Genomic DNA, 21,902 nt, shown 5'->3' on the forward strand with positions numbered 1-21,902 from the left:
CGTGGATCGATCAGGAGGAAAAGGTAGATGGCGGTAGGACGTCGAAGCGATGCAGCTCTGACGGTCGAGGACCTTCCGCGCTTGGTTCGGAGGGTCGCAGCGGTCGAACCGGACCGCGTAGCTCTCACGCACCTCGGTACGGAACTGACCTACGCCCGCCTGGACGAGGAGATCACCACCCTCGATGCGGCCATGGGGGGCGTCCTCGGCCCCGACGCGCTGGTCCCGGTCGTGCTGTCCAACACGCTTGCGGGCCTCATCGAGGCCACCGAGGGTGGACTGGACGCGGTCGTATCCACCGTGGTCGCGGATGCCGTGTCGGTTCTCGGCGGCGACGAGTCGACGTCGAACTCCGCCCATCCCGAAGCCGCCATGCTGTACGCGCTGTTCGCCGACCAGGCCGAGCGCACCCCGGACGCACCTGCCCTCGTCTTCGGCGACGACACCCGAACCTACGCCGAGTTCGCCGCCTCGGTGGAGCGTCTCGCCCGCGTACTGATCGCACGGGGAGTCGGCCCCGATTCAGCGGTGGGACTGTCGATCCGCCGATCGTTCGATCTGCTGGTGGGTATGTATGCCATCTCGGCAGCAGGCGGAGCCTACGTGCCGTTGGACCCGGATCATCCGGTCGACCGACTCGGCTACGTTCTCGACATCGCGACACCTGTCCTGGTCCTGACGACCACGAACGACCTACCGCAGTTGCCCGAGGGCACCGCCACCGTTCTCGTCGACGAGCTCGACCTGACCGATGTGCCGGGAGGACGGATCACCGATGCGGATCGGCTCTCCGCCCTGACCGAGGACGATCTCGCCTACGTCATCTTCACCTCCGGTTCGACGGGACGTCCGAAGGGTGTGGCGGTGAGCCACCGGGCCATCGTCGCCAACATCTCCTGGCGTCAGCGGGAGTACTCGATGAGTGCTGCCGACGTCGTGTTGCAGAAGACTCCGTTCACGTTCGACGTATCGGTGTGGGAGTTCTTCTGGCCGTTGCAGATCGGTGCCACGCTCGTGATCGCCGAGCCCGAGGGTCACCGCGACCCCGCCTACCTCGCCCGCGTCATCGGCGAGCGCGGCGTGAGCGTGACGCACTTCGTGCCCTCCATGCTCTCGGTGTACGTCGCCGAACCCACTGCTGCGCAGGCCGATTCGCTTCGGATGGTGTTCGCCTCCGGCGAGGCTCTCCCGGCGCGCACCGTCAACGCGTTCCACGAGATCTCGAACGCGGAACTCCACAACCTGTACGGTCCCACCGAAGCGGCCGTCGACGTCACGTACTACCGAACCCAGCAGGTGGAAGAAGCTTCGGTTCCCATCGGCGCTGCCGTCGACGACACCGATCTGTACGTGCTCGACGAAGGACTGCGGCGATCGCCCCGTGGAGTCGAGGGCGAGCTCTATCTGGCGGGCGTGCAGCTCGCTCGCGGATACCTCGGACGCACCGACCTGACAGCCGATCGGTTCGTGGCCGACCCGTTCGGTGAGCCGGGTGACCGCATGTACCGCACCGGCGACCTGGTGCGTCGACGCGGCGACGGCCTCATCGAATACATCGGGCGCACCGACTTCCAGGTCAAGCTGCGCGGCCTGCGTATCGAGCTGGGCGAAATCGAATCGGCCCTGCTCGCCGAGCCTGAGGTGACCCAGGCGGCTGTACTGCTTCATTCGTCGGAGCAGTCGGAACAACAGCTCGTCGGCTACGTCGTCAGTACCGATCCCGATCTGGACCACGACGGCCTCGCGGACGCGGTGAGACGCCGCATGCCCGAGTACATGGTGCCGTCGGTGTTCGTCGTCCTGGACGAGTTTCCGCTGAACGCCAGCGGAAAGCTCGACCGAAAAGCGTTGCCCGCTCCCGATTTCGCGTCCCTGGCGCGGGAGTACCGCGCACCGAGCACGGAGACCGAGTCGGCATTGGTCGCGATCTTCGAGACCGTGCTCGGCATCGACCGTATCGGCGTCGACGACGACTTCTTCGCACTCGGCGGCAACTCGCTCAACGCCACCCGCGTGATCGCGCGGGTCAACGCCGAGCTGGGCACTGCGGTGGATGTGCGGTCGTTCTTCGACGCACCGACCGTCGCCGAACTCGCCGCGACAGTCGACGCCGCAGGCTCGACGCACGCGCGACCGGCGTTGGTTGCGCAGCAGCGGCCCGAACGTGTGCCGCTGTCGCTTGCCCAACAACGGATGTGGTTCCTCAACCGATTCGAGCCGGACTCGGCTGTCAACAACATCCCGGTCGCCATCGCGTTGAGTGGAGTACTCGACTTCACGGCCCTGCAGTCGGCCTTGGTCGACGTATTGGATCGGCACGAGTCGCTACGGACGGTCTACCCCGACCACGACGGTATCGGCTTCCAGCGGGTGCTCGAATCGGATTCGGTGACAGTGGAATTGGAGCGAGCGACGGCAGCCGGTGCCGACGTCCCCGCCGTGCTGCTCGAGTTCGCACTCAGGCCCTTCGATCTGGCGATACAGCTACCGTTCCGCGCAGTGCTTCTCGAGACGTCCGAGACCGAGCACGTGCTCGCGTTCGTGGTACACCACATCGCGGCCGACGGATTCTCGATGGGCCCGCTGACCCGAGACGTGGTGGGGGCCTACGTTGCCCGCACCAACGGGCAGGAACCACAGTGGACTCCGCTCGAGGTGCACTACGCCGACTTCACGCTGTGGCAGAGAGCCGTCCTCGGTAGCGAGGACGACCCCGAGTCGGTGCTCTCCGCTCAGCAGGATTATTGGCGCGGACGCCTCGGCGGAGCACCCGATCAACTCGAACTACCCACCGACCGGCCCCGTCCTGCCGTCGCCACGACCCGAGGCGGAACGTACAAGTTCGAGATCGACGCCGACCTGGTCCTCGCGACCGAGAAGCTCGGCCGCGCCCACGGTGCGACGACCTTCATGGTCGTGCATGCTGCTCTGGCCATTCTTCTCGCCAAACTGTCTTCCAGCGAGGACATCTCGATCGGTACACCGGTCGCCGGACGTGGTGACGCAGTCCTCGACGACGTCATCGGTATGTTCGTCAACACCCTGGTTCTGCGCACCGCCGTCGAACCGGACGCGACAATCGAAGACTTCCTGCGCGAGGTGAGGGGCGTCGACCTAGCGGCGTTCTCGCACGCGGACGTGCCGTTCGAGAAGTTGGTCGACGCGTTGGCTCCGACGCGGTCCCAGGCCAGGCATCCACTCTTCCAGGTGATGCTCACGTTCCAGAACCTCGACCAGACCTCCGTGGAGATCCCGGGTCTTCGCGTTGCCGCACTCGACTACGAGGCCGATCTGGCAAAGTTCGACCTACAGGTTACTTTGTGGAATTCGATTGCCGCAGAGAGCGATCCCTCGGGTTTGACCGTTGCGCTGACCTACGCCGCCGACCTCTTCGACGAAACCACGATGGCCGAATTCGGTCGGCGGTTCCTCCGGGTGCTCTCGGCGATGGTGCAGACCCCGGCGGCCCCGATCGGAAACGTCGACATCCTCGATGCCGGCGAATTGGACCGGGTGGTGACGTCCTGGAACTCGACGGCCCACGAGGTCCCGACGGGCTCTACCCTGGTGCAGTTGTTCGAGGCGCAGGTTGCCGCCACTCCCGAGGCATCTGCCCTGGTGTACGACACCGAGCATCTGACGTATCGGGAGTTCGACGAGCGAGTCAATCGCCTGGCGCGACATCTGGTCTCGCTCGGAGTCGGCCCCGAGCGCACCGTCGGTCTCGCCATCGACCGCAGCGTGGAGATGATGGTCGGCATGTACGCGATCCTGAAAGCGGGTGGCGCGTACGTTCCGATCGATCCCACTCAGCCCGTCGATCGCAATCGCTACATCGCATCCACAGCCGCACCGGTCTGTGTGCTCTCGACTACCCGTGACCACGTGGACATCGACGGATTCTCCACCGTCGATATCGATACTCTCGATCTGAGCGCGCTGTCCGCCGATGTGCTGACCCCCGACGAACGACTGTCCCCGCTCCGCGAGACGAACATCGCGTACGTAATCTTCACGTCGGGTTCGACCGGACGGCCGAAGGGGGTTGCCGTCTCGCACTCGGCAATTCGCAACCGATTGCTCTGGATGCAGGGTCGGTTCCCGTCGACGCCGGACGATATTGTCGTTCAGAAGACGCCGGTCACCTTCGACGTCTCCGTCGGTGAGCTGTTCGGAGCGCTGCAGAACGGCGCGACGCTGGTTCTGGCGGCTCCCGACGGCCACCGCGACCCGTCGTACATGCTCGATCTGATCGAACGCGAGCAGATCACGACGGCCCACTTCGTGCCGTCGATGATGTCGGTCTTCGTACCGGAGGTCCGGCGCCGCCCCGTCGCCGCGCGTTCGCTGCGCCGTGTGCTCGCCTCCGGCGAGGCTCTCGCTGCTGCGACCGCGCACGAATTGCGGGCGTTGTTGCCCGAGATCGACGTGCTCAACCTGTACGGCCCCACCGAGGCGGCAGTCGAGGTCACCTTCCATACCGTGACCGACTCCGACACCACCTCGGTGCCCATCGGTGCGCCCGTGTGGAACACCTCGGTGTTCGTGCTCGATGCGCGGCTCCGGCCGGTCCCGGTCGGTGTCGAGGGTGAGCTCTACTTGGCGGGTGTTCAGCTGGCGCGGGCGTACGTCGAACGGCCCGACCTGACCGCGGAGCGGTTCGTCGCCAACCCCTTCGTCGCCGATCCGTCGCGGGGGAGCGGCGTGCGCATGTATCGAACCGGTGACGTCGTGAAATGGACGCCCGACGGTGAGATCGAGTATGTCGGTCGGTCCGATTTCCAGGTCAAATTGCGCGGTCTTCGCATCGAGCTCGGTGAGATCGAATCGGCACTGACCGAACTACCATCGGTTCGCCAGGCAGTGACGGTGGTGCGCCGCGAGCAATTGGTCGCCTACATCGTCGTGGACAGCGATACCGAGAGTGGGACCGTCGACACCGAGGCTCTCCGTGAAGCGCTGGGTGAGCGTCTGGCGACGTACATGGTGCCGCGCACGATTGTGGTGCTCGATCGACTGCCGATCGGCTCCAGTGGCAAGCTCGATCGAAAAGCATTGCCGGACGTCACAGTCGAGGAAACCGAGTACCGCGCCCCGTCGAACCCGGTGGAGGAGATCGTCGCCGCAGTGTTCGGTGACGTTCTGGGTGTCGACCGCGTCGGTGTGGACGACGACTTCTTCGCGCTCGGTGGCAACTCATTGGTGGCGACCCAGGTGGCGTCGCGGCTCGGGACGGAGTTGGGAACCACCGTTGCGGTACGGATGCTTTTCGAGGCGAGCACCGTGGGTGCCTTAGCCGCGCGCATGGAAAGCCATGTCGGTCATGGCGGGAGCGCCCCGCTGGTGCCACAGGAACGACCGGAGAGCATCCCGCTTTCGCTTGCGCAGCAACGAATGTGGTTCCTCAACCGCTTCGAGCCGGAATCTGCCGTCAACAACATCCCAGTGGCCATCAGGCTGTCAGGCGAACTCGATGTCGACGCACTCCGGGCAGCCGTGGCCGACTTGCTCGACCGCCACGAATCCCTGCGTACCGTGTATCCGAACCAGGACGGGTCCGGCTACCAGGTTGTGCTGCCCGTTAGTTCGGCGCTGCCCGATCTGACTCCGGTCCCCTCCTCGGCGGGAACGATTCTCGAGGACGTCACCGCGTTCGTCTCCGCAGGATTCGATGTGACGGCCTCGGTCCCGTTGCGCGCTCGACTGCTCGAAGCCTCTGCGCAGCAGTACGTTCTCGTGGTCGTCGTCCACCACATCAGCGCCGACGGTTGGTCGATGGGACCGTTGACTCGCGACGTGATGACCGCATACGTGGCCCGAGCAGGCGGCGACGCTCCGCAGTGGTCACCGTTACCCGTGCAGTACATCGACTTCGCGTTGTGGCAGCGTTCGGTTCTCGGTGCCGAATCGGACCCGACGAGTCTGATCTCGCGGCAGGCGGATTACTGGCGAACTGCGTTGGCGGACCTGCCCGCCGAGCTGTCGTTGCCGGTCGATCGCCCCCGTCCACCTGTTCAGTCGTACACCGGTGGTCGATTCTCCTTCGACATCGATGCCGACGTCCATGCGGGTCTCGCAGAGATGGCCCGTACCTCGGGAACGACCCTGTTCATGGTGATGCACACTGCTTTTGCGGTGTTCCTCGCTCGCATGTCGAACTCGGACGACGTTGCGGTCGGTACCGCGGTAGCGGGCCGCGGCGACGCTGCGCTCGACGATGTCGTCGGAATGTTCGTCAATACTCTGGTACTGCGAACGAAGGTCGATCGCGCACTCGGTTTCGACCAGATGCTCGCCGCCGTGCGGGAGGTCGATCTCGCCGCGTTCGCACACGCGGACATACCGTTCGAGCGCTTGGTCGATCTGCTCGATCCCGAGCGATCCACCGCCCGCCATCCGCTCTTCCAAGTTGCGATCGCCTTCGAAAACCTTCCGCCGAGCTCCTTCCGTCTGCCCGGACTCGAGGTCTCCGCCGTCGACTTCGAGATAGAGACGGCGAAGTTTGATCTGTCGCTGACACTGCACGAGAAGCCCGACGGTGCCGGCATGTCGGCCAGCTTCCTGTTCGCGCGAGACCTGTTCGACGAGAACACGATCGAGGTGTTCTCCCGCCGACTACGGTGGCTCTTCGCCGCTGTGGTTCGGACCCCGAGCGCACCGGTGGGGGATCTCCCGATCCTGTACGACGACGAGAACGACCGGCTCACGCACGTACACGGAGACGAGGTGCTGGCCGGCGGAACTCTGGCCGAGATCTTCGCTGCCGGAGCTGCACTCGACCCGTCGGCGACCGCGATACGCTACGAGGGCCGCTCGATCTCGTACGCCGAACTAGACGCGACGTCCTCGCAGCTCGCCCGGGTGCTCATCGAGCGCGGGGCCGGACCCGAATCCGTTGTGGCTCTGGGATTCCAGCGCTCCTACTTCATGGTGCTCGCGGTTTGGGCAGTGGCCAAATCCGGGGCTGCGCACCTACCCGTCGACCCGACGTACCCGCAGGATCGCATCGCTCACATGCTCTCGGACTCCGAGGCCGTACTCGGCCTGACCACCCGTGCGCACGCGGATCGGCTTGCCGGCGGACAGCAGGATCCGGTCTGGCTGAGCGTCGACGACGAGGAGTTCGTGGCCGAGGTCCGCACCCGCTCTGCCGAGCCGGTCACCGACGCCGACCGCCTGCGACCCGTCACGTTCCAGAACCCGGCCTACGTCATCTACACCTCGGGCTCCACGGGCAAGCCGAAGGGCGTTGTCGTCACGCACGCCGGACTCGGCGGTGTACTCGACGCAGCAACCGACCTGTACCACCTGAAACCGGCCTCGAAGTTCCTGCACGTCTGCTCGCCCAACTTCGACCCTTCGGTCCTGGAGTGGATGGCGGCGTTCTCCGTCGGCGCGACGTTGGTGGTCGTGCCTGCATCCATTCTCGGCGGCACCGAGCTGTCCGCATTGCTGAAGGCGGAGAAGGTCACCCACGCCATCATCACGCCCGCGGTTCTCGGCACGATGGATCCGGCGGGAATGGATTCTCTCGAGGTGTTCTCGGTCGGTGGTGACGTGACGACACCGGAGCTGCTAGAGCGGTGGGCACCGGGCCGTAAGTACTTCAACGGATACGGCCCCACCGAGACTACGATTATCTCAAGCTTCGCGAGCCTGATCCCCGGCGAGCCGATCACCGTGGGTCGGCCGATTCACGGAATGTCGGCGCTGATCCTCGACGACCGACTGCGCCCGGTGCCGTCCGGAGTGGCGGGAGAGCTGTATCTGTCAGGCGGTGCGCTCGCTCGCGGCTATCTCGGTAGGCCCGGTCTGTCTTCCGAGCGCTTCGTGGCCAACCCGTACGGCATCGACGGCGCACGGATGTACCGCACCGGCGACGTCGTGCGATGGACCGACGACCTGCAGCTGCAGTTCGTCGGGCGCACCGACTTCCAGGTCAAGGTGCGCGGCTTCCGTATCGAGCTCGGCGAGATCGATTCCGCGCTCACCGCCGTTCCCGAGGTCGACTTCGCCGTCACGCTCGGTCACGAACTGCCGTCGGGCGTCACGACCCTCGTGTCGTACGTGCTGCCGACGCGCGGTTCCGTCGTCGACGTGGACGAGTTGACCGCATTCGTCGGAAAATCACTGCCGGCCTACATGATTCCGTCGTCGATCATCGTGCTCGACGCCGTTCCGCTGACCCCGGTCGGCAAGTTGGATCGCGCCGCACTTCCCGCACCGGTGTTCGAGGCCCGTGAATTCCGAGCACCCACCACCGCGGTCGAAGAGATCGTCGCCGGAGTGTTCGCCGATGTCCTGCACATCGATCGAGTGGGACTGGACGACGACTTCTTCGCCCTCGGCGGTAATTCTTTGATCGCCACCCAGGTGGTCTCGCGACTCGGCGCGGCCCTGGACACCGTCGTGCCGGTGCGCGCGCTGTTCGAGAGCTCGACCGTCGCCGCGCTGGTGGCGCACGTGGAGAGCGCTGTCGGTTCGGGCGGTCGAGCTGCACTCGTGGCAGGTCCGCGTCCCGAGCGCCCGCCGCTCTCGCCGGCGCAGCAGCGGTACTGGTTCCTCAACCAGTTCGACACGACGTCGTCGGTGGACAACATTCCGTTCGCCGTGCGGTTGTCCGGCGAGCTCGACGTCGCTGCGCTGCAGTCGGCGGTACGCGACGTCGTAGAACGTCACGAGTCTCTTCGTACCCGGTACCCGGACTCGGCACAGGGCCCGTTCCAGCAGGTGCTCCCGGCGTCCGAGGTGCCGATGGACCTCGCCGTCCGCGACGTGGCCGGTACGAATGTCGTTGCGGCAGTCACGGAGTTCTTCGGACGCGGCTTCGATGTCACCGTCGAGGTGCCGGTCGACGCGCGTGTGTTCCGCGTCGGTGAGAACGAGCATGTCTTGGCCTTCGTCGTACACCACGTGTCGGCCGACGGCGCGTCGATGGGCCCGCTGGCCGTCGACGTCATGACCGCGTACACCGCGAGATCTGCAGGGTCGGCGCCGGATTGGGAGCCGCTCGACGTGCAGTACGTCGACTTCGCGTTGTGGCAGCGAACCGTGCTCGGTTCCGAATCGGATCCCGATTCTGTTGCAGCGCAGCAGGTGTCGTTCTGGAAAGATGCGCTCGCCGAGCTGCCGGATCAACTGGTACTGCCTACCGATCGCCCGCGCCCGCCTGCGCAGAGTTTCCGCGGCAACGCCGTGCGGTTCACCGTCGACGCAGGCACGCACGCCGCTCTCGCCGAACTCGGACGTACCGAGCAGGCATCGTTGTTCATGGTGGTGCACTCGGCATTCGCGGTGCTGCTCGCGCGCCTGTCCGGTTCCGAGGACATCGCCGTCGGAACGCCCATCGCCGGCCGCGGCGAGCGGGCTCTCGATTCGATGATCGGGATGTTCGTCAACACTCTCGTCTTCCGATCGACCGTCGAATCGTCGATGACCTTCCGCCAGTTGCTCGCTCAGGCCCGCGAGCGGGACCTGGCCGCGTTCGCGCACTCCGACGTTCCGTTCGAGCGTCTCGTGGAGGTGCTGAACCCGGTGCGGTCCACGGCGCGCAACCCTCTGTTCCAGGTGGGCCTGTCCTTCCAGAACCTCGCCGAGTCGACGTTCGAGCTGCCGGGTCTGACGGTGAGCGCCGTCGAGGCGGATGCTGTGACAGCGAAAACCGATCTGCAACTGTCGATCTCGGATCGCTACGACCAGGACGGCTCGCCTGCGGAACTGTCGGCCGAATTCAGTTACGCCACCGACCTTTTCGATCGCACCACGATCGAAGCGTTCGCCGACCGGTTCGTGCGCCTCCTCGCCGCAGTGGCCGAGGATCCCTCGGCCGTCATCGGCGATCTCGCTCTGCTCTCGCCCGAGGAGCGCACCCGGATCGTGCGCACGTGGAACGACACCGATCATCATGTCGATGCGTCGCAGACCCTGGTATCGCTGTTCGATCGACAGGTGCAGGCGCAGCCCGACGCCATCGCGGTGGTCCATGCGGGAGAATCGCTGTCGTACGCGGAGTTCGATCGTCGAATCAACCGGTTGGCTCGAGTCCTGATCGGTGCCGGCGTCGGCCCGCAGGTGACGGTTGCCCTGGCGATCAGGCGCTCGGTGGATCTGCTCGTGGCGATGTACGCCGTCGCGAAGGCAGGCGGGGCGTACGTACCCATCGACCCGGATCAGCCGGCGGACCGCAACGCCTACATTCTCGAGGTAGCTGCTCCCGCTCTGGTTCTGAGCACGTCGCGTGACGATGTCGACGTCGAGTCGATTCCGGTTCTGCTCGTCGACACCGATCCTCGACTGCTGGGTGCAGAGGTCTCGGACGCGCCCGTCACAGACAGTGAGCGCACCTCGCCGCTGCGGCCTGCGAACACCGCGTACGTCATCTTCACGTCCGGATCCACCGGCCGCCCCAAGGGCGTCGCGGTCGGTCACGCCGCCATCGTCAACCAGTTGCTCTGGCAGAGCGCCCATTACGGGCTGGGCAACACGGACCGGGTACTGCTCAAGACCGCCGCCACCTTCGATCTGTCCGTGTGGGAGTTCTGGGTCGCCACCGCCTCCGGTGGTGCGATCGTGGTCGCCGACGCCGAAGGCCACCGCGATCCCGCCTATCTCGTAGATCTGATGGACCGGGAATCGGTGACGACACTGCACACCGTGCCGTCCGTCCTCGACGCATTGGTCACGGCGTCGGCGGGAGTCCTACCCCGGCATCTGACACGGATCCTGGCGATCGGCGAGGCGCTGCCGGTCGCGACGGCCGAGCGCGCTCTACGCAGTTCTGCTGCGCGACTGGACAACTTGTACGGACCGACCGAGGCAGCGGTGTCGGTGACCGCGCATCGAGTGTCGACCGTCGACGCGACCACCGTTCCCATCGGTGGCCCGGAGTGGAATACCCGTGTCTACGTGCTGGACTCGCGTCTGGCTCCCGTTCCGGTCGGCGTCGCCGGCGAGCTCTACCTCGCGGGTGCGCAGCTGGCCGATGGGTACTTCGCGCGGCCGGATCTGAGCGCCGAGCGTTTCGTCGCGGACCCGTTCACCCCAGGTGGCCGCCTGTACCGCACCGGTGACCTCGTGTCCTGGCGCGCCGACGGCGAACTGGAGTACGTCGGCCGTACCGACTTCCAGGTGAAGATTCGCGGTTTCCGTATCGAACTCGGCGACATCGATGCCGCTCTCGGATCGCTCGACGAGATTCGTGACGTCGCCGTGATCGCTCTCGCGGACACGGGATCGGGCGCACGACTCGTGGCCTACGTCGTGCCCGCAGTCGGTGCCACGGTGGATGCCGACACGTTGCGGACAGCCCTGTTCGGCCTGCTGCCGTCGTACATGGTTCCGTCGGCTTTCGTGATTCTCGATGCGTTGCCCCGCAACACGAATGGGAAGCTGGACCGACAGGCATTGCCGGAACCGCAGTTCGAGACAGCCGAGTTCCGCGCACCGACCAACCCGGTCGAAGAGGCCGTCGCGGCGGTCTTCGCCGAGGTGCTCTCGGTGGAGCGGGTCGGTCTGGACGACGACTTCTTCGCACTCGGCGGTAACTCGTTGATCGCCACCCAGGTGGTCTCCCGGCTGGGGGCGGCGCTCGATACACAGGTGCCGGTTCGCTCGATCTTCGAGTCTCCGACGGTGCAGTCGCTCGCACGCGCCATCGAGTCCGAGGTGGGTACCGGTGCGCGCCGGGCACTGACGGCTCGAACACGACCGGACTCGGTGCCGCTGTCGATGGCCCAGCAGCGCATGTGGTTCCTGAGCCAGTTCGATCCGACGTCCGCCGTGAACAACATCCCGGTCGCAATTCGGTTGTCCGGCAGCGTCGATGTCGATGCACTCGTCAGCGCCGTGTACGACGTGCTGGCGCGGCACGAAATTCTGCGCACCGTGTACCCGGAGGTCGACGGGCGAGGCCAGCAGGTTGTGCTCGGTACCGCGGAGTCCGGCGTGACGGTTGTCGTCGACGACGTGGACGAGAGTTCGATCGAGCAGTCCCTGCGCGACTTCGTGTCCGCTGGATTCGATGTGACCCGAGCGGTCCCGGTGCGAATCCGGATCCTGCGGGTCAGCGAGACCGAGCACGTATTGGCATTCGTCGCCCACCACATCGCCGCGGACGGGTTCTCGATGGGACCCCTGACGCGCGACGTCATGGTGGCCTACACCGCCCGTGCCGCGGGGGAGAGCCCCCAGTGGGCTCCACTTCCGGTGCAGTACGCGGACTACTCGCTCTGGCAACGCGAGGTACTCGGTTCCGAGGACGACCCCGATTCGCCGTTGGCGAACCAGCTCGCCTACTGGACGTCGGCTCTTGCCGGTGCCCCGGCGCAGCTCGATCTCGCGACCGACCGGCCGCGCCCGGCGGTGGCGTCGTATCGCGGTGCGGCATACAACTTCTCGATCGACTCGACCCTGCAGTCGAACATCGCTCGGGCCGCCCGGGCCGGAAACGCCACGAACTTCATGGTGGTGCACACCGCGCTCGCGGTGCTCCTCGGCGCGATGGCGGGAACCGACGACGTGACGATCGGAACCCCGGTCGCCGGCCGCGGTGACGCAGATCTGGACGAGCTCGTCGGCATGTTCGTCAACACGCTCGCCCTCCGTACCGCGATGAACCCCGCGGCAACGTTGCGCGAGCAACTCGCCGCGGTTCGTGACGCCGACCTTGGTGCCTTCGGGCACGCCGACATGCCGTTCGAGCGGCTGGTCGACGAGCTGGCCCCGGACCGCTCTCAGGCTCGGCACCCGATTTTCCAGGTCATGTTGACGTTCCAGAACCTGAACCGTCAGACGTTGGCCCTGCCCGGGCTGAGCGTCGAGGGAATCGATCTCGGCAGCGCCTTCGCAAAGTTCGACCTGCAGGTGACGCTGTGGGAGAACGTCGACCGATCCGGCGCTCCAGCCGGCATCGACGTCCAATTCGACTACGCCACCGATCTTTTCGACGAGTCCAGCATGGCGTCTCTCGGGCGCCGGCTCGTCCGGGTTCTGCACGCGCTCACCGATGCACCGGACGCAGTCGTCGGCGACATCGACATCCTCGAGGAGGGCGAACGCACCCGCGTCCTCGAGGAATGGAACGCCACCGCGCACGAGGTGGATCCCGGCGCAACTCTGGTGTCGCTGTTCGAGGCCCGAGTTGCGGCGTCTCCGGACAACATCGCCACGAGCTTCGCCGACGACCGAGTGACCTACCGCGAATTCTCCGAGCGGGTCAATGCGCTCGCGCGCCTGCTCATCGCCGAGGGGGTCGGCCCGGAAACCGTGGTGGCAACGGCCATGCGCCGCTCGATCGACATGCTCACGGGTATCTACGCCGTGCTCGCCGCCGGTGGTGCCTACGTCCCGGTAGACCCGGATCTTCCGGCCGAACGAATCGGCTACATCCTGGACACGGCGGCACCGGTGGTACTGCTCACGACCGAGCACGACGGCACATCTCTCGTGACCGACGCCGCCAGGATTCTGGTCGACACCGTCGACACGACAGGTCTGTCCACGGCACCGGTGACCGATGCCGAGCGAACCGCGCCGCTGCGACCGGCGGACACCGCGTACGTCATCTTCACCTCCGGCTCCACCGGTCGCCCCAAAGGCGTTGCGGTCAGCCACGAGGCCATCGTCAACCGTCTGCTGTGGATGCAGGACGAATACCGTCTCACCGAGCAGGACAAGGTGTTGCAGAAGACGCCGGTCACGTTCGACGTATCGGTCTGGGAACTGTTCTGGCCGTTGCAGATCGGTGCCGAACTCGTCATCGCGGTGCCCGACGGCCACCGAGATCCGGCATACCTGGTGAGCACCGTCGCCGAACGCGGCATCACGGTCGCGCACTTCGTCCCGTCGCTGTTGGCCGTGTTCGCTGCTGCCGACGGTGTCTCCGACTGCATCGGCCTGCGTGCGGTCTTCGCCTCGGGTGAGGCACTGCCTGCATCGGTTGCCTCGGCGCTGCGCGCGGCACTGCCCGCCACCGAACTGCACAACCTGTACGGGCCGACCGAAGCTGCAGTCGACGTCACCTACCACCGCGTGGTGCCGGCCGACGTCGCGTCGGTCCCCATCGGTGCTCCGGTCTGGAACACCCGAGTCACCGTGCTCGATGCACGCCTGCACCCGGTCCCGGTCGGAGTACCCGGGGAGCTGTATCTCGCCGGGCGGCAACTGGCCCGCGGATACCTCGGCCGCCCGGACCTCACCGCCGACCGGTTCGTAGCCGACCCGCACGGCAGTGCCGGCTCGCGGATGTATCGCACCGGAGACCTGGTTCGCTGGAACGCAGACGGCGAGCTCGAGTACCTCGGCCGCACCGACTTCCAGGTCAAACTCCGAGGCTTGCGGATCGAGCTCGGCGAAATCGAAGCCGCGTTGACCGGAGATCCGTCGGTCGACCAAGCCGTGGTTCTCGTGCGCAGGACGCCGTCGGCAGGTGAACTACTGGTCGGGTACGTCGTTCCTGTCGCCGGGGAGACGATCGACACTGCAGCGGTCACCACCTCGGTTGCCACCCTGGTTCCGGAATACATGGTGCCGACCGGGCTCATCGTGCTCGATGCCCTCCCACTCGGGCCGAACGGCAAGCTGGACCGCAGAGCACTACCCGAACCGGAATTCGGCAGCGATGCCGAATTCCGTACGGCGACAACCGACACCGAACGTGTCATTGCCGAGGTCTTCGCAGACGTCCTCGGCCTCGACACCGTCGGGGTCGACGATTCGTTCTTCGCGCTCGGCGGCGACAGCATCGTCTCGATTCAGCTCGTCTCTCGTGCCAAGGCCAGGGGAATTCAGTTCGGCCCACGAGATGTGTTCGAGCGCAAGACCGTTGCCGGGCTGGCCGAGGTGGCTGTCATCGGTGAGGGCAGTGACGCGGCCGTGCTCGAGGAACTCGACGGCGGTGGAGTCGGCTGGCTCCCGCTGCCACCGTTCGGTGCAGCACTACTGCAGCGCGGCGGTGGGTACCGTCGCTTCCATCAGGCGCTCACACTCGAGCTTCCGGAAGGGATCGACCGCGACGGTGTCGTTGCCACACTCACTGCTGTCGTCGATCATCACGACATTCTTCGGTCGACCCTCGTGCACGACGATCGTGGCTGGGGCCTCGAGGTCGGCGAGCCCGGTTCGGTGGACGTCGACGAGCTGCTGACGACCTCGGCGGCGGACGGTGGAACCGCCGCGGTGGATGCGGCGGTCGGATCGCTCGATCCGGAGAACGGGCGCATGCTCGCGTTCGTGTGGGTCGACAGCGCACCGAACACACTGACGGTCGTCGCGCATCACCTCGTCGTCGACGGTGTGTCGTGGCGAATCCTGGTGCCGGACTTCGTGTCCGCGTGGGCGCAGATCGGCGGCGGTGCCACCCCGGTGCTGCCGGACGTCGGTACTTCGATGCGGCGATGGACACACGCACTCGTGGAGGAAGCGGTGCGCCGCACGCACGAGTTGCCGGAGTGGCGCAGCATCGCCCGGACCCCGGACCCGATCCTGGGGGAGCGGGCCTTCGAGCCGACCGTCGACGTGGTGGACACCCTCGAGCGAGTCGAGATGTCCCTGTCGTCGGATGCGACGCGCACGTTGCTGACCACGGTTCCCGAGATCTACCACGGCGGAGTCGCGGACGGACTGCTCGCCGCACTCGCGCTGGCAGTCACCACGCTGCGCAAGGAACAGGGAATCGATGCCCCCGCGACGCTGCTTCAGCTCGAAGGTCACGGCCGCGAGGAGGCCGTGGTCCCCGGAGCAGATCTCGGTCGGACCGTGGGCTGGTTCACCAGCCTCTTCCCTGTTCGGCTCGACCTGACCGGAATCGACGTCGACGACGCTCTCGGCGGCGGTTCTGCCCTCGGTGACGCCGTGAAGGCCGTCAAGGAGCAGATGCTGGCGTTGCCCGACCGTGGAATGGGATGGGGGCTACTGCGCTACCTCGATCCGACGAGCGAGACGGAGCTGGCGCCGCTGTCCACCGGGCAGATCAGCTTCAACTATCTCGGTCGGGTCGGTACCGGGGATGTACCGGAGGACATGAAGTCTCTCGGCTGGTTGCCTGCCGAGGACACCGCAGGTTTGTCTGCAGCCGGTGATCCGGACATGGCCGCGAACAAGACGATCGATATCAACGCCATCGTGGTCGACACCGACGACGGAAGCGCCCTGAGTGCTTCGCTGGCGTTCCCGCGGGGCGCGATCTCCGAGGCGACCGTGGCGCGTCTGGCACAACTGTGGTCGGGGCTGCTCGACTCGCTCGCGGCCCACGCACGTACCCCCGGTGCCGGTGGTCTCACTCCGTCGGACCTTCCGTTGGCGCGCGTGAATCAGGCCGACATTCTCGGTTTCGAGCAGCGCTATCCGGCACTGACCGATGTGTGGTCGCTGGCACCGTTGCAGCAGGGCCTGCTGTTCCATGCCCTGTTCGCCGACACGTCGCTGGACGTCTACACGATGCAGGTCGTGCTGGACCTGGCAGGCGACGTCGATCAGGAGCGTCTGCGCGATGCCGCGCAGGCCCTACTGGATCGGTACGAGAACCTGCGCGCAGTGTTCGCGGTGACCGCAGACGGCGAGAGTGTGCAGATAGTTCAGCAGGGTGTGCGGTTACCCTGGCGCACTGTCGATCTCAGCGATGTCGAGGACGACGCACGCGCGGCCGCGGTCGCGGCTGCGCTGGACGGGGAGCAGCGGGAGCATTTCGACATCACCACTGCCCCGTTGTTGCGGTTCTTGCTGATTCGCCTCGGACCCACGACGTACCGACTGGCAATGACCAACCACCACGTGCTGCTGGACGGATGGTCGCTGCCGCTGGTGATGAAGGAGCTGCTCTACCTCTATGCCGTCCGCAGTGACACGTCGTCGATGCCGCGTCCGCGCTCGTATCGCTCGTTCCTGCAGTGGCTCGGTCAGCGCGACCCGGAGATCTCCCGGCAGGCGTGGGCCCGTTCGCTCGATGGCGTCGACGAGCCGACACTACTGACACCGCCGACGCTGGGCCGCGAGATCTCCACCCGATCGGCGGAGACCGAGGTACGGATCGACGCGGAGGCCACCGCAGCGTTGACAACGCTCGGTGGACGCCTCGGCGTCACCGTGAACACGTTGGTACAGGCCGCATACGGAATGCTGCTGGCTCAGATGACGGGCCGCGACGACGTGGTGTTCGGGGCCACGGTGTCGGGTCGGCCCGCGGACCTGCCCGGAGTCGAGTCGATGATCGGCTTGTTCATCAACACCATTCCGGTACGAGTTAGCCTCGACGCACACGACACTGTGGAGCAGTACCTCACGCGACTCCAGGGTGAGCAGGCCGATCTGCTCGATCACCACCACGTGGGATTGGCGGACATCCAGCGGGATGCTGGGCTGGGCAACCTGTTCGACACGCTGACGGTGTTCGAGTCGTACCCGGTGAACGAGGCCGAGTTGGCACAGCAGGCAGCATCGATCGACGGCATGACCGTCGAGGGTGTCGGCTCCAACGACAACACCCACTACCCGCTGACCCTGCTGGTGGTGGCGAACGAGGAAGTGACGCTGACGGCGAAGTACATCAGCGACCTGTTCGACACCCGTGCGGTCGAGTCGATCCTGGCGCGCATCGTCTCGCTTCTCGCTACGTTCGCGGCGGACCCCACGCGTCGGGTTCTCGACATCGACCTGCTCGACGCCGCGGAGCGCACCCAGATACTCGACGAGTGGAACGACACTGCCCGCGAGATCGAGTCCGCGGCAACGCTCGTGTCGATGTTCGAGGATCGGGTGGCGCAGTCCCCGGACCGGATCGCGGTCTCCTTCGAGGATGATCGAGTGACGTACGCGCAATTCGCGGGTCGAGTGAACGCGCTTGCGCGACTGCTGATCCGCGAGGGCGTCGGCCCGGAAACGATGGTCGCCATCGCCATGCGTAGATCGGTGGACATGCTCGTCGGTGTCTACGCGGTGCTGACCGCGGGCGGGGCGTACGTTCCTATCGATCCCGACCAGCCGGCCGAGCGCGTCGAGTACATCCTGGCGACGGCCGATCCCGTTGCGATTCTCACGACGGAGGCGGATTCGTTTGCCGTGGACTCGGTCTCGCCCGCCGCACCGCGAATCGAGGTCGATTCCGTCGATCTCACCGGATTCGCCACCGATGCGGTTCGCGCCGACGAGCGCCGCGCCGCGCTGCTCTCCGACGACGTCGCGTACGTCATCTTCACCTCGGGTTCCACGGGTAAGCCCAAGGGTGTTGCCGTGACTCACGCCGCCATCGTCAACCGGCTCGTGTGGATGCAGGACGAGTACGGTCTGACCGTCGACGATGTGGTGTTGCAGAAGACTCCGGTGACGTTCGACGTGTCGGTGTGGGAGCTGTTCTGGCCGTTGCACATCGGTGCCGAATTGGCGATAGCGAAACCGGACGGGCATCGCGACCCGGCCTATCTGGTCGAGATCGTCACCGAGCGGTCGGTCACCGTCGCACACTTCGTGCCGTCGATGTTGGCCGTGTTCGCGGCAGCGGACGGAGTCTCGCAGTGTTCGAGCCTGCGCATGCTGTTCGCGTCGGGTGAGGCGCTGCCGGTATCGGTCGCCTCGGCAATCGGTACGGCACTGCCGAACACGGACCTGCACAACCTGTACGGCCCCACCGAGGCTGCGGTGGACGTGACCTACCACCGCGTCACCGCCGCCGACGTTGCCGGCGTTCCGATCGGTGTGCCGGTGGCCAACACCCGAGTGACCGTGCTCGACGCGCGGCTGCGACCGGTGCCGGTCGGCGTCGCGGGTGAGCTCTACCTCGCGGGAGTCCAGCTGGCCCGCGGCTACCTCGGGCGAGTGGATCTGACCGCAGACCGGTTCGTTGCCGATCCGTACGGTGCACCGGGTACTCGGATGTACCGGACCGGCGACCTGGTCCGGTGGAACGTCGACGGCGAGCTCGAGTACATCGGCCGCACCGACTTCCAGGTGAAACTGCGCGGCCTGCGCATCGAGCTCGGCGAGATCGAGGCGGCGTTGACGGCGTACCCCGACGTCGACCGATCGACCGTACTGGTGACGTCGACGGCGTCGGGCGAAATCCTGGTCGGCTACGTCGTTCCTCGTACCGGTGCGTCGGTGGACGTGAGCGAGCTGACCTCGTTCGCAGGCAGCCGACTCCCCGGCTACATGGTGCCGACCCAGATCATGGTGCTCGCCGAGTTCCCGCTGAACGCCAGCGGCAAGCTCGATCGAAAAGCATTGCCGGAGCCGGTGTTCGAAGCCCGCGAGTTCCGTGCACCGGTGACCGCGACCGAGATCGCCATCGCCGACGTGTTCACCGACGTGCTCGGTATCGATCGGGTGGGATCGGACGACGATTTCTTCGCGCTGGGCGGAAATTCGCTGGCGGCCACCCGTGCAGCGGCTCGCATCACCGCTGCTCTGGGCAAGCAGGTGGGTGTGCGCGAGCTGTTCGAGAACTCGACGGTCGCAGCGCTCGCAGCGCGCACGGACCTCCAGGGAACGGTGCATCGCGTGCCGCTTCGACCCAGGACGGGCGACGAGCGGGTACCGCTTTCGCTCGCGCAGCAGCGGATGTGGGTACTGAATCGACTCGACCCCGGGTCGGGCGCGTACAACATGCCGCTCGCGCTGCGGCTCACCGGTGATTTGGACGTGGCCGCACTGCAGGCGGCCGCGACGTGGGCGATCGAGCGGCACGAGACGTTGCGAACCCGCTATCCCGAGGATGCCCACGGCACTGCTTTCCAGGAGGTCCTGGATGCCCGGGCCACCACTCTCGACCTCGATCCGATCGACGCCACGGGCGAAGCCGACATCGCCGATCGGGTGCGTCGACTGGTGTACGACGGCTTCGATGTCACCGCCGCGCCTCCGGTGCGTGGGGCACTGTTCCGACTTGCCGGAACGGACGACGGCGACATGCAGTACGTGTTCGTCATCGTGATGCACCACATCAGCGGCGACGGAGCGTCGATGGCACCGCTGGCTCGCGATGTGATGACCGCCTACCTCGCCGCGACAGCCGGTACGGTTCCTTCGGTTGCACCGCTGCCGATCCAGTACGCCGACTACACGCTGTGGCAGCGCGAGGTGCTGGGTTCGACGAACGATCCGGGTTCCGCAGCGAATCGGCAGGTCGATTTCTGGCGCACCGAGCTGAGCGGTATCACCCCGGTCATCGCCCTGCCGTGGGATCGGCCGAGACCGGCAGAGCCCTCGCTGCACGGCGGAAGTGTCCGCGTACATCTCGACGCGCAGACCCACGAGGCGTTCGTCGACATCGCACGGTCGAACAACGCGACTCTGTTCATGGTGTTGCACAGCGTCCTCGCGGTATTGCTGGCGAGAACCAGCGGTGCACGGGATTTCGCCGTCGGAACTCCGATTGCCGGTAGGGGAGACGAACAACTCGACGACATCGTCGGAATGTTCGTCAACACGCTGGCGCTTCGTACCAGCGTCGATCCTGACGCGACGTTCGAGGATCTCGTACGCAGCATTCGGGAAAGCGACCTGCGGGCATTCGGCAACGCGGACGTACCGTTCGAGCACGTCGTCGACGTCATCGGGCAGGACCGAACCCCCGGAATCAGCCCGCTGTTCCAGACCGTGCTGTCGGTCGAACCACTGGGCGAGGCTCGCTTCGAGCTGCCTGCTCTGACCGTCGAGCCCGTCGAGGGATTCGAGCCGACCGCCAAGTTCGATCTCCAGGTGACGGTGCAGACCAGGCCCGCGGCCGGTATCGAGGGCGAACCAGACCTCGCGGTCGAGTTCGCCTACGCCGCAGACCTGTTCGACGAGACGACCGTATCGGCAATGGTCGATCGTTTCGTCAGGATCGCCGACGCCGTCGCGGCGGCTCCGGGAATCAAGGTCGGTGCGATCAACGATCTCGGTGACGACGAGCGGGCAGCGTTGACAGCATCCCCGACACCGGTCGGCGACGCCGTGGGCGCGGTGGCGGGGCGCACGTTGCCACAATTGCTCGCTGCGACCGTGGAAGCGGATCCGGAGGCCCCGGCGTTGTCCTCGGCAGGTGAGGAAACCACGTACCTCGAGCTCGACCGACGTTCGTCACGCCTGGCCCGTGAACTGATCGATCGCAACGTAGGTCCCGACGTCACGGTTGCCGTCGTCGTCGACGACGCAGTCGAAGCTGTCGTTGCCCGGTGGGCGGTGGTCAAGGCGGGCGGCGCTCTGGCCCTGGTGGACGACATCGACAGTGCCGTCAGGGTGGGCGCGAGCGCAGTCGTCATCGACACCGGTCAGGCGCAGGATTGGGATCGAATCTCCACGATCGTCGATCTCGGTGACGAGGCGACCGCCGGCTCGGTGACCGGCCGATCGGCTCGTCCGATCACGTACACCGACCGCGTGGCCGTACTCTCCGCAGACAGCCCGGCTCTGGTGGTGGATGTGTCGACCGGCGCTACGGTGAGCCATGGTGCCCTTGCTGCCACGGCCGTTCGGGCGGTCGGGGACTACGGAATCGACTACGAGTCGCGACTGGGCGTACCCACAGCGATCACCTCTCCGTCAGCGTGGTTCGCCGGTGTGTTGGCTGCTTCGGTCGGTGCGGTGCTGGTGGTCGATCGGGCCGAATCACCCGAGGACTCTGCCGATCTCGTCGTCGCCGAGTGGATGACGCACGTGTTCGTGACTGCGGCGGAAGCCACGGCGGTCGCGGAATTGGAGTCGGACGATCTCGAGGACCTGGTGGCTCTGGTGATCGTGGACGGTGATGTGGAGGAGGCCGAACGACCGGTCGGTGTGTCTGTACACGGCGCGCCACAGTTCGGCTGAACCCGTTCGGGTCGATAGACTTCGGCCCTGAACAACAACCGTCCATAGAGACGGTGAGCGTTCTCGACGCGCCTCACTGAGGTGGTTGTGCGGGAGCGCCGCCGATGAGGAGTGTTGAGTGAGTT

1 protein-coding gene is annotated in these 21,902 nt (G+C 66.2%); it reads left to right on the forward strand.

Annotated elements, in window-relative coordinates; genetic code table 11:
* The first annotated feature begins 27 nt into the window (after nucleotides 1-27).
* Nucleotides 28-21,777 (forward strand): non-ribosomal peptide synthase/polyketide synthase, encoded by a 21,750-nt coding sequence (locus AB0362_RS12075; RefSeq protein WP_317532210.1) that lies wholly within the window; start codon nucleotides 28-30, stop codon nucleotides 21,775-21,777.
* The last annotated feature ends 125 nt before the right edge of the window (nucleotides 21,778-21,902 follow it).

The sequence above is a fragment of the Rhodococcus sp. NPDC079359 genome (assembly GCF_040702585.1).
Classification (GTDB): domain Bacteria; phylum Actinomycetota; class Actinomycetes; order Mycobacteriales; family Mycobacteriaceae; genus Rhodococcoides.

What these genes read in the sequence shown, in the direction of transcription:
- AB0362_RS12075 (WP_317532210.1), top strand. Translation starts at nt 28, where the DNA reads ATGGCGGTAGGACGTCGAAGCGATGCAGCTCTGACGGTCGAGGACCTT.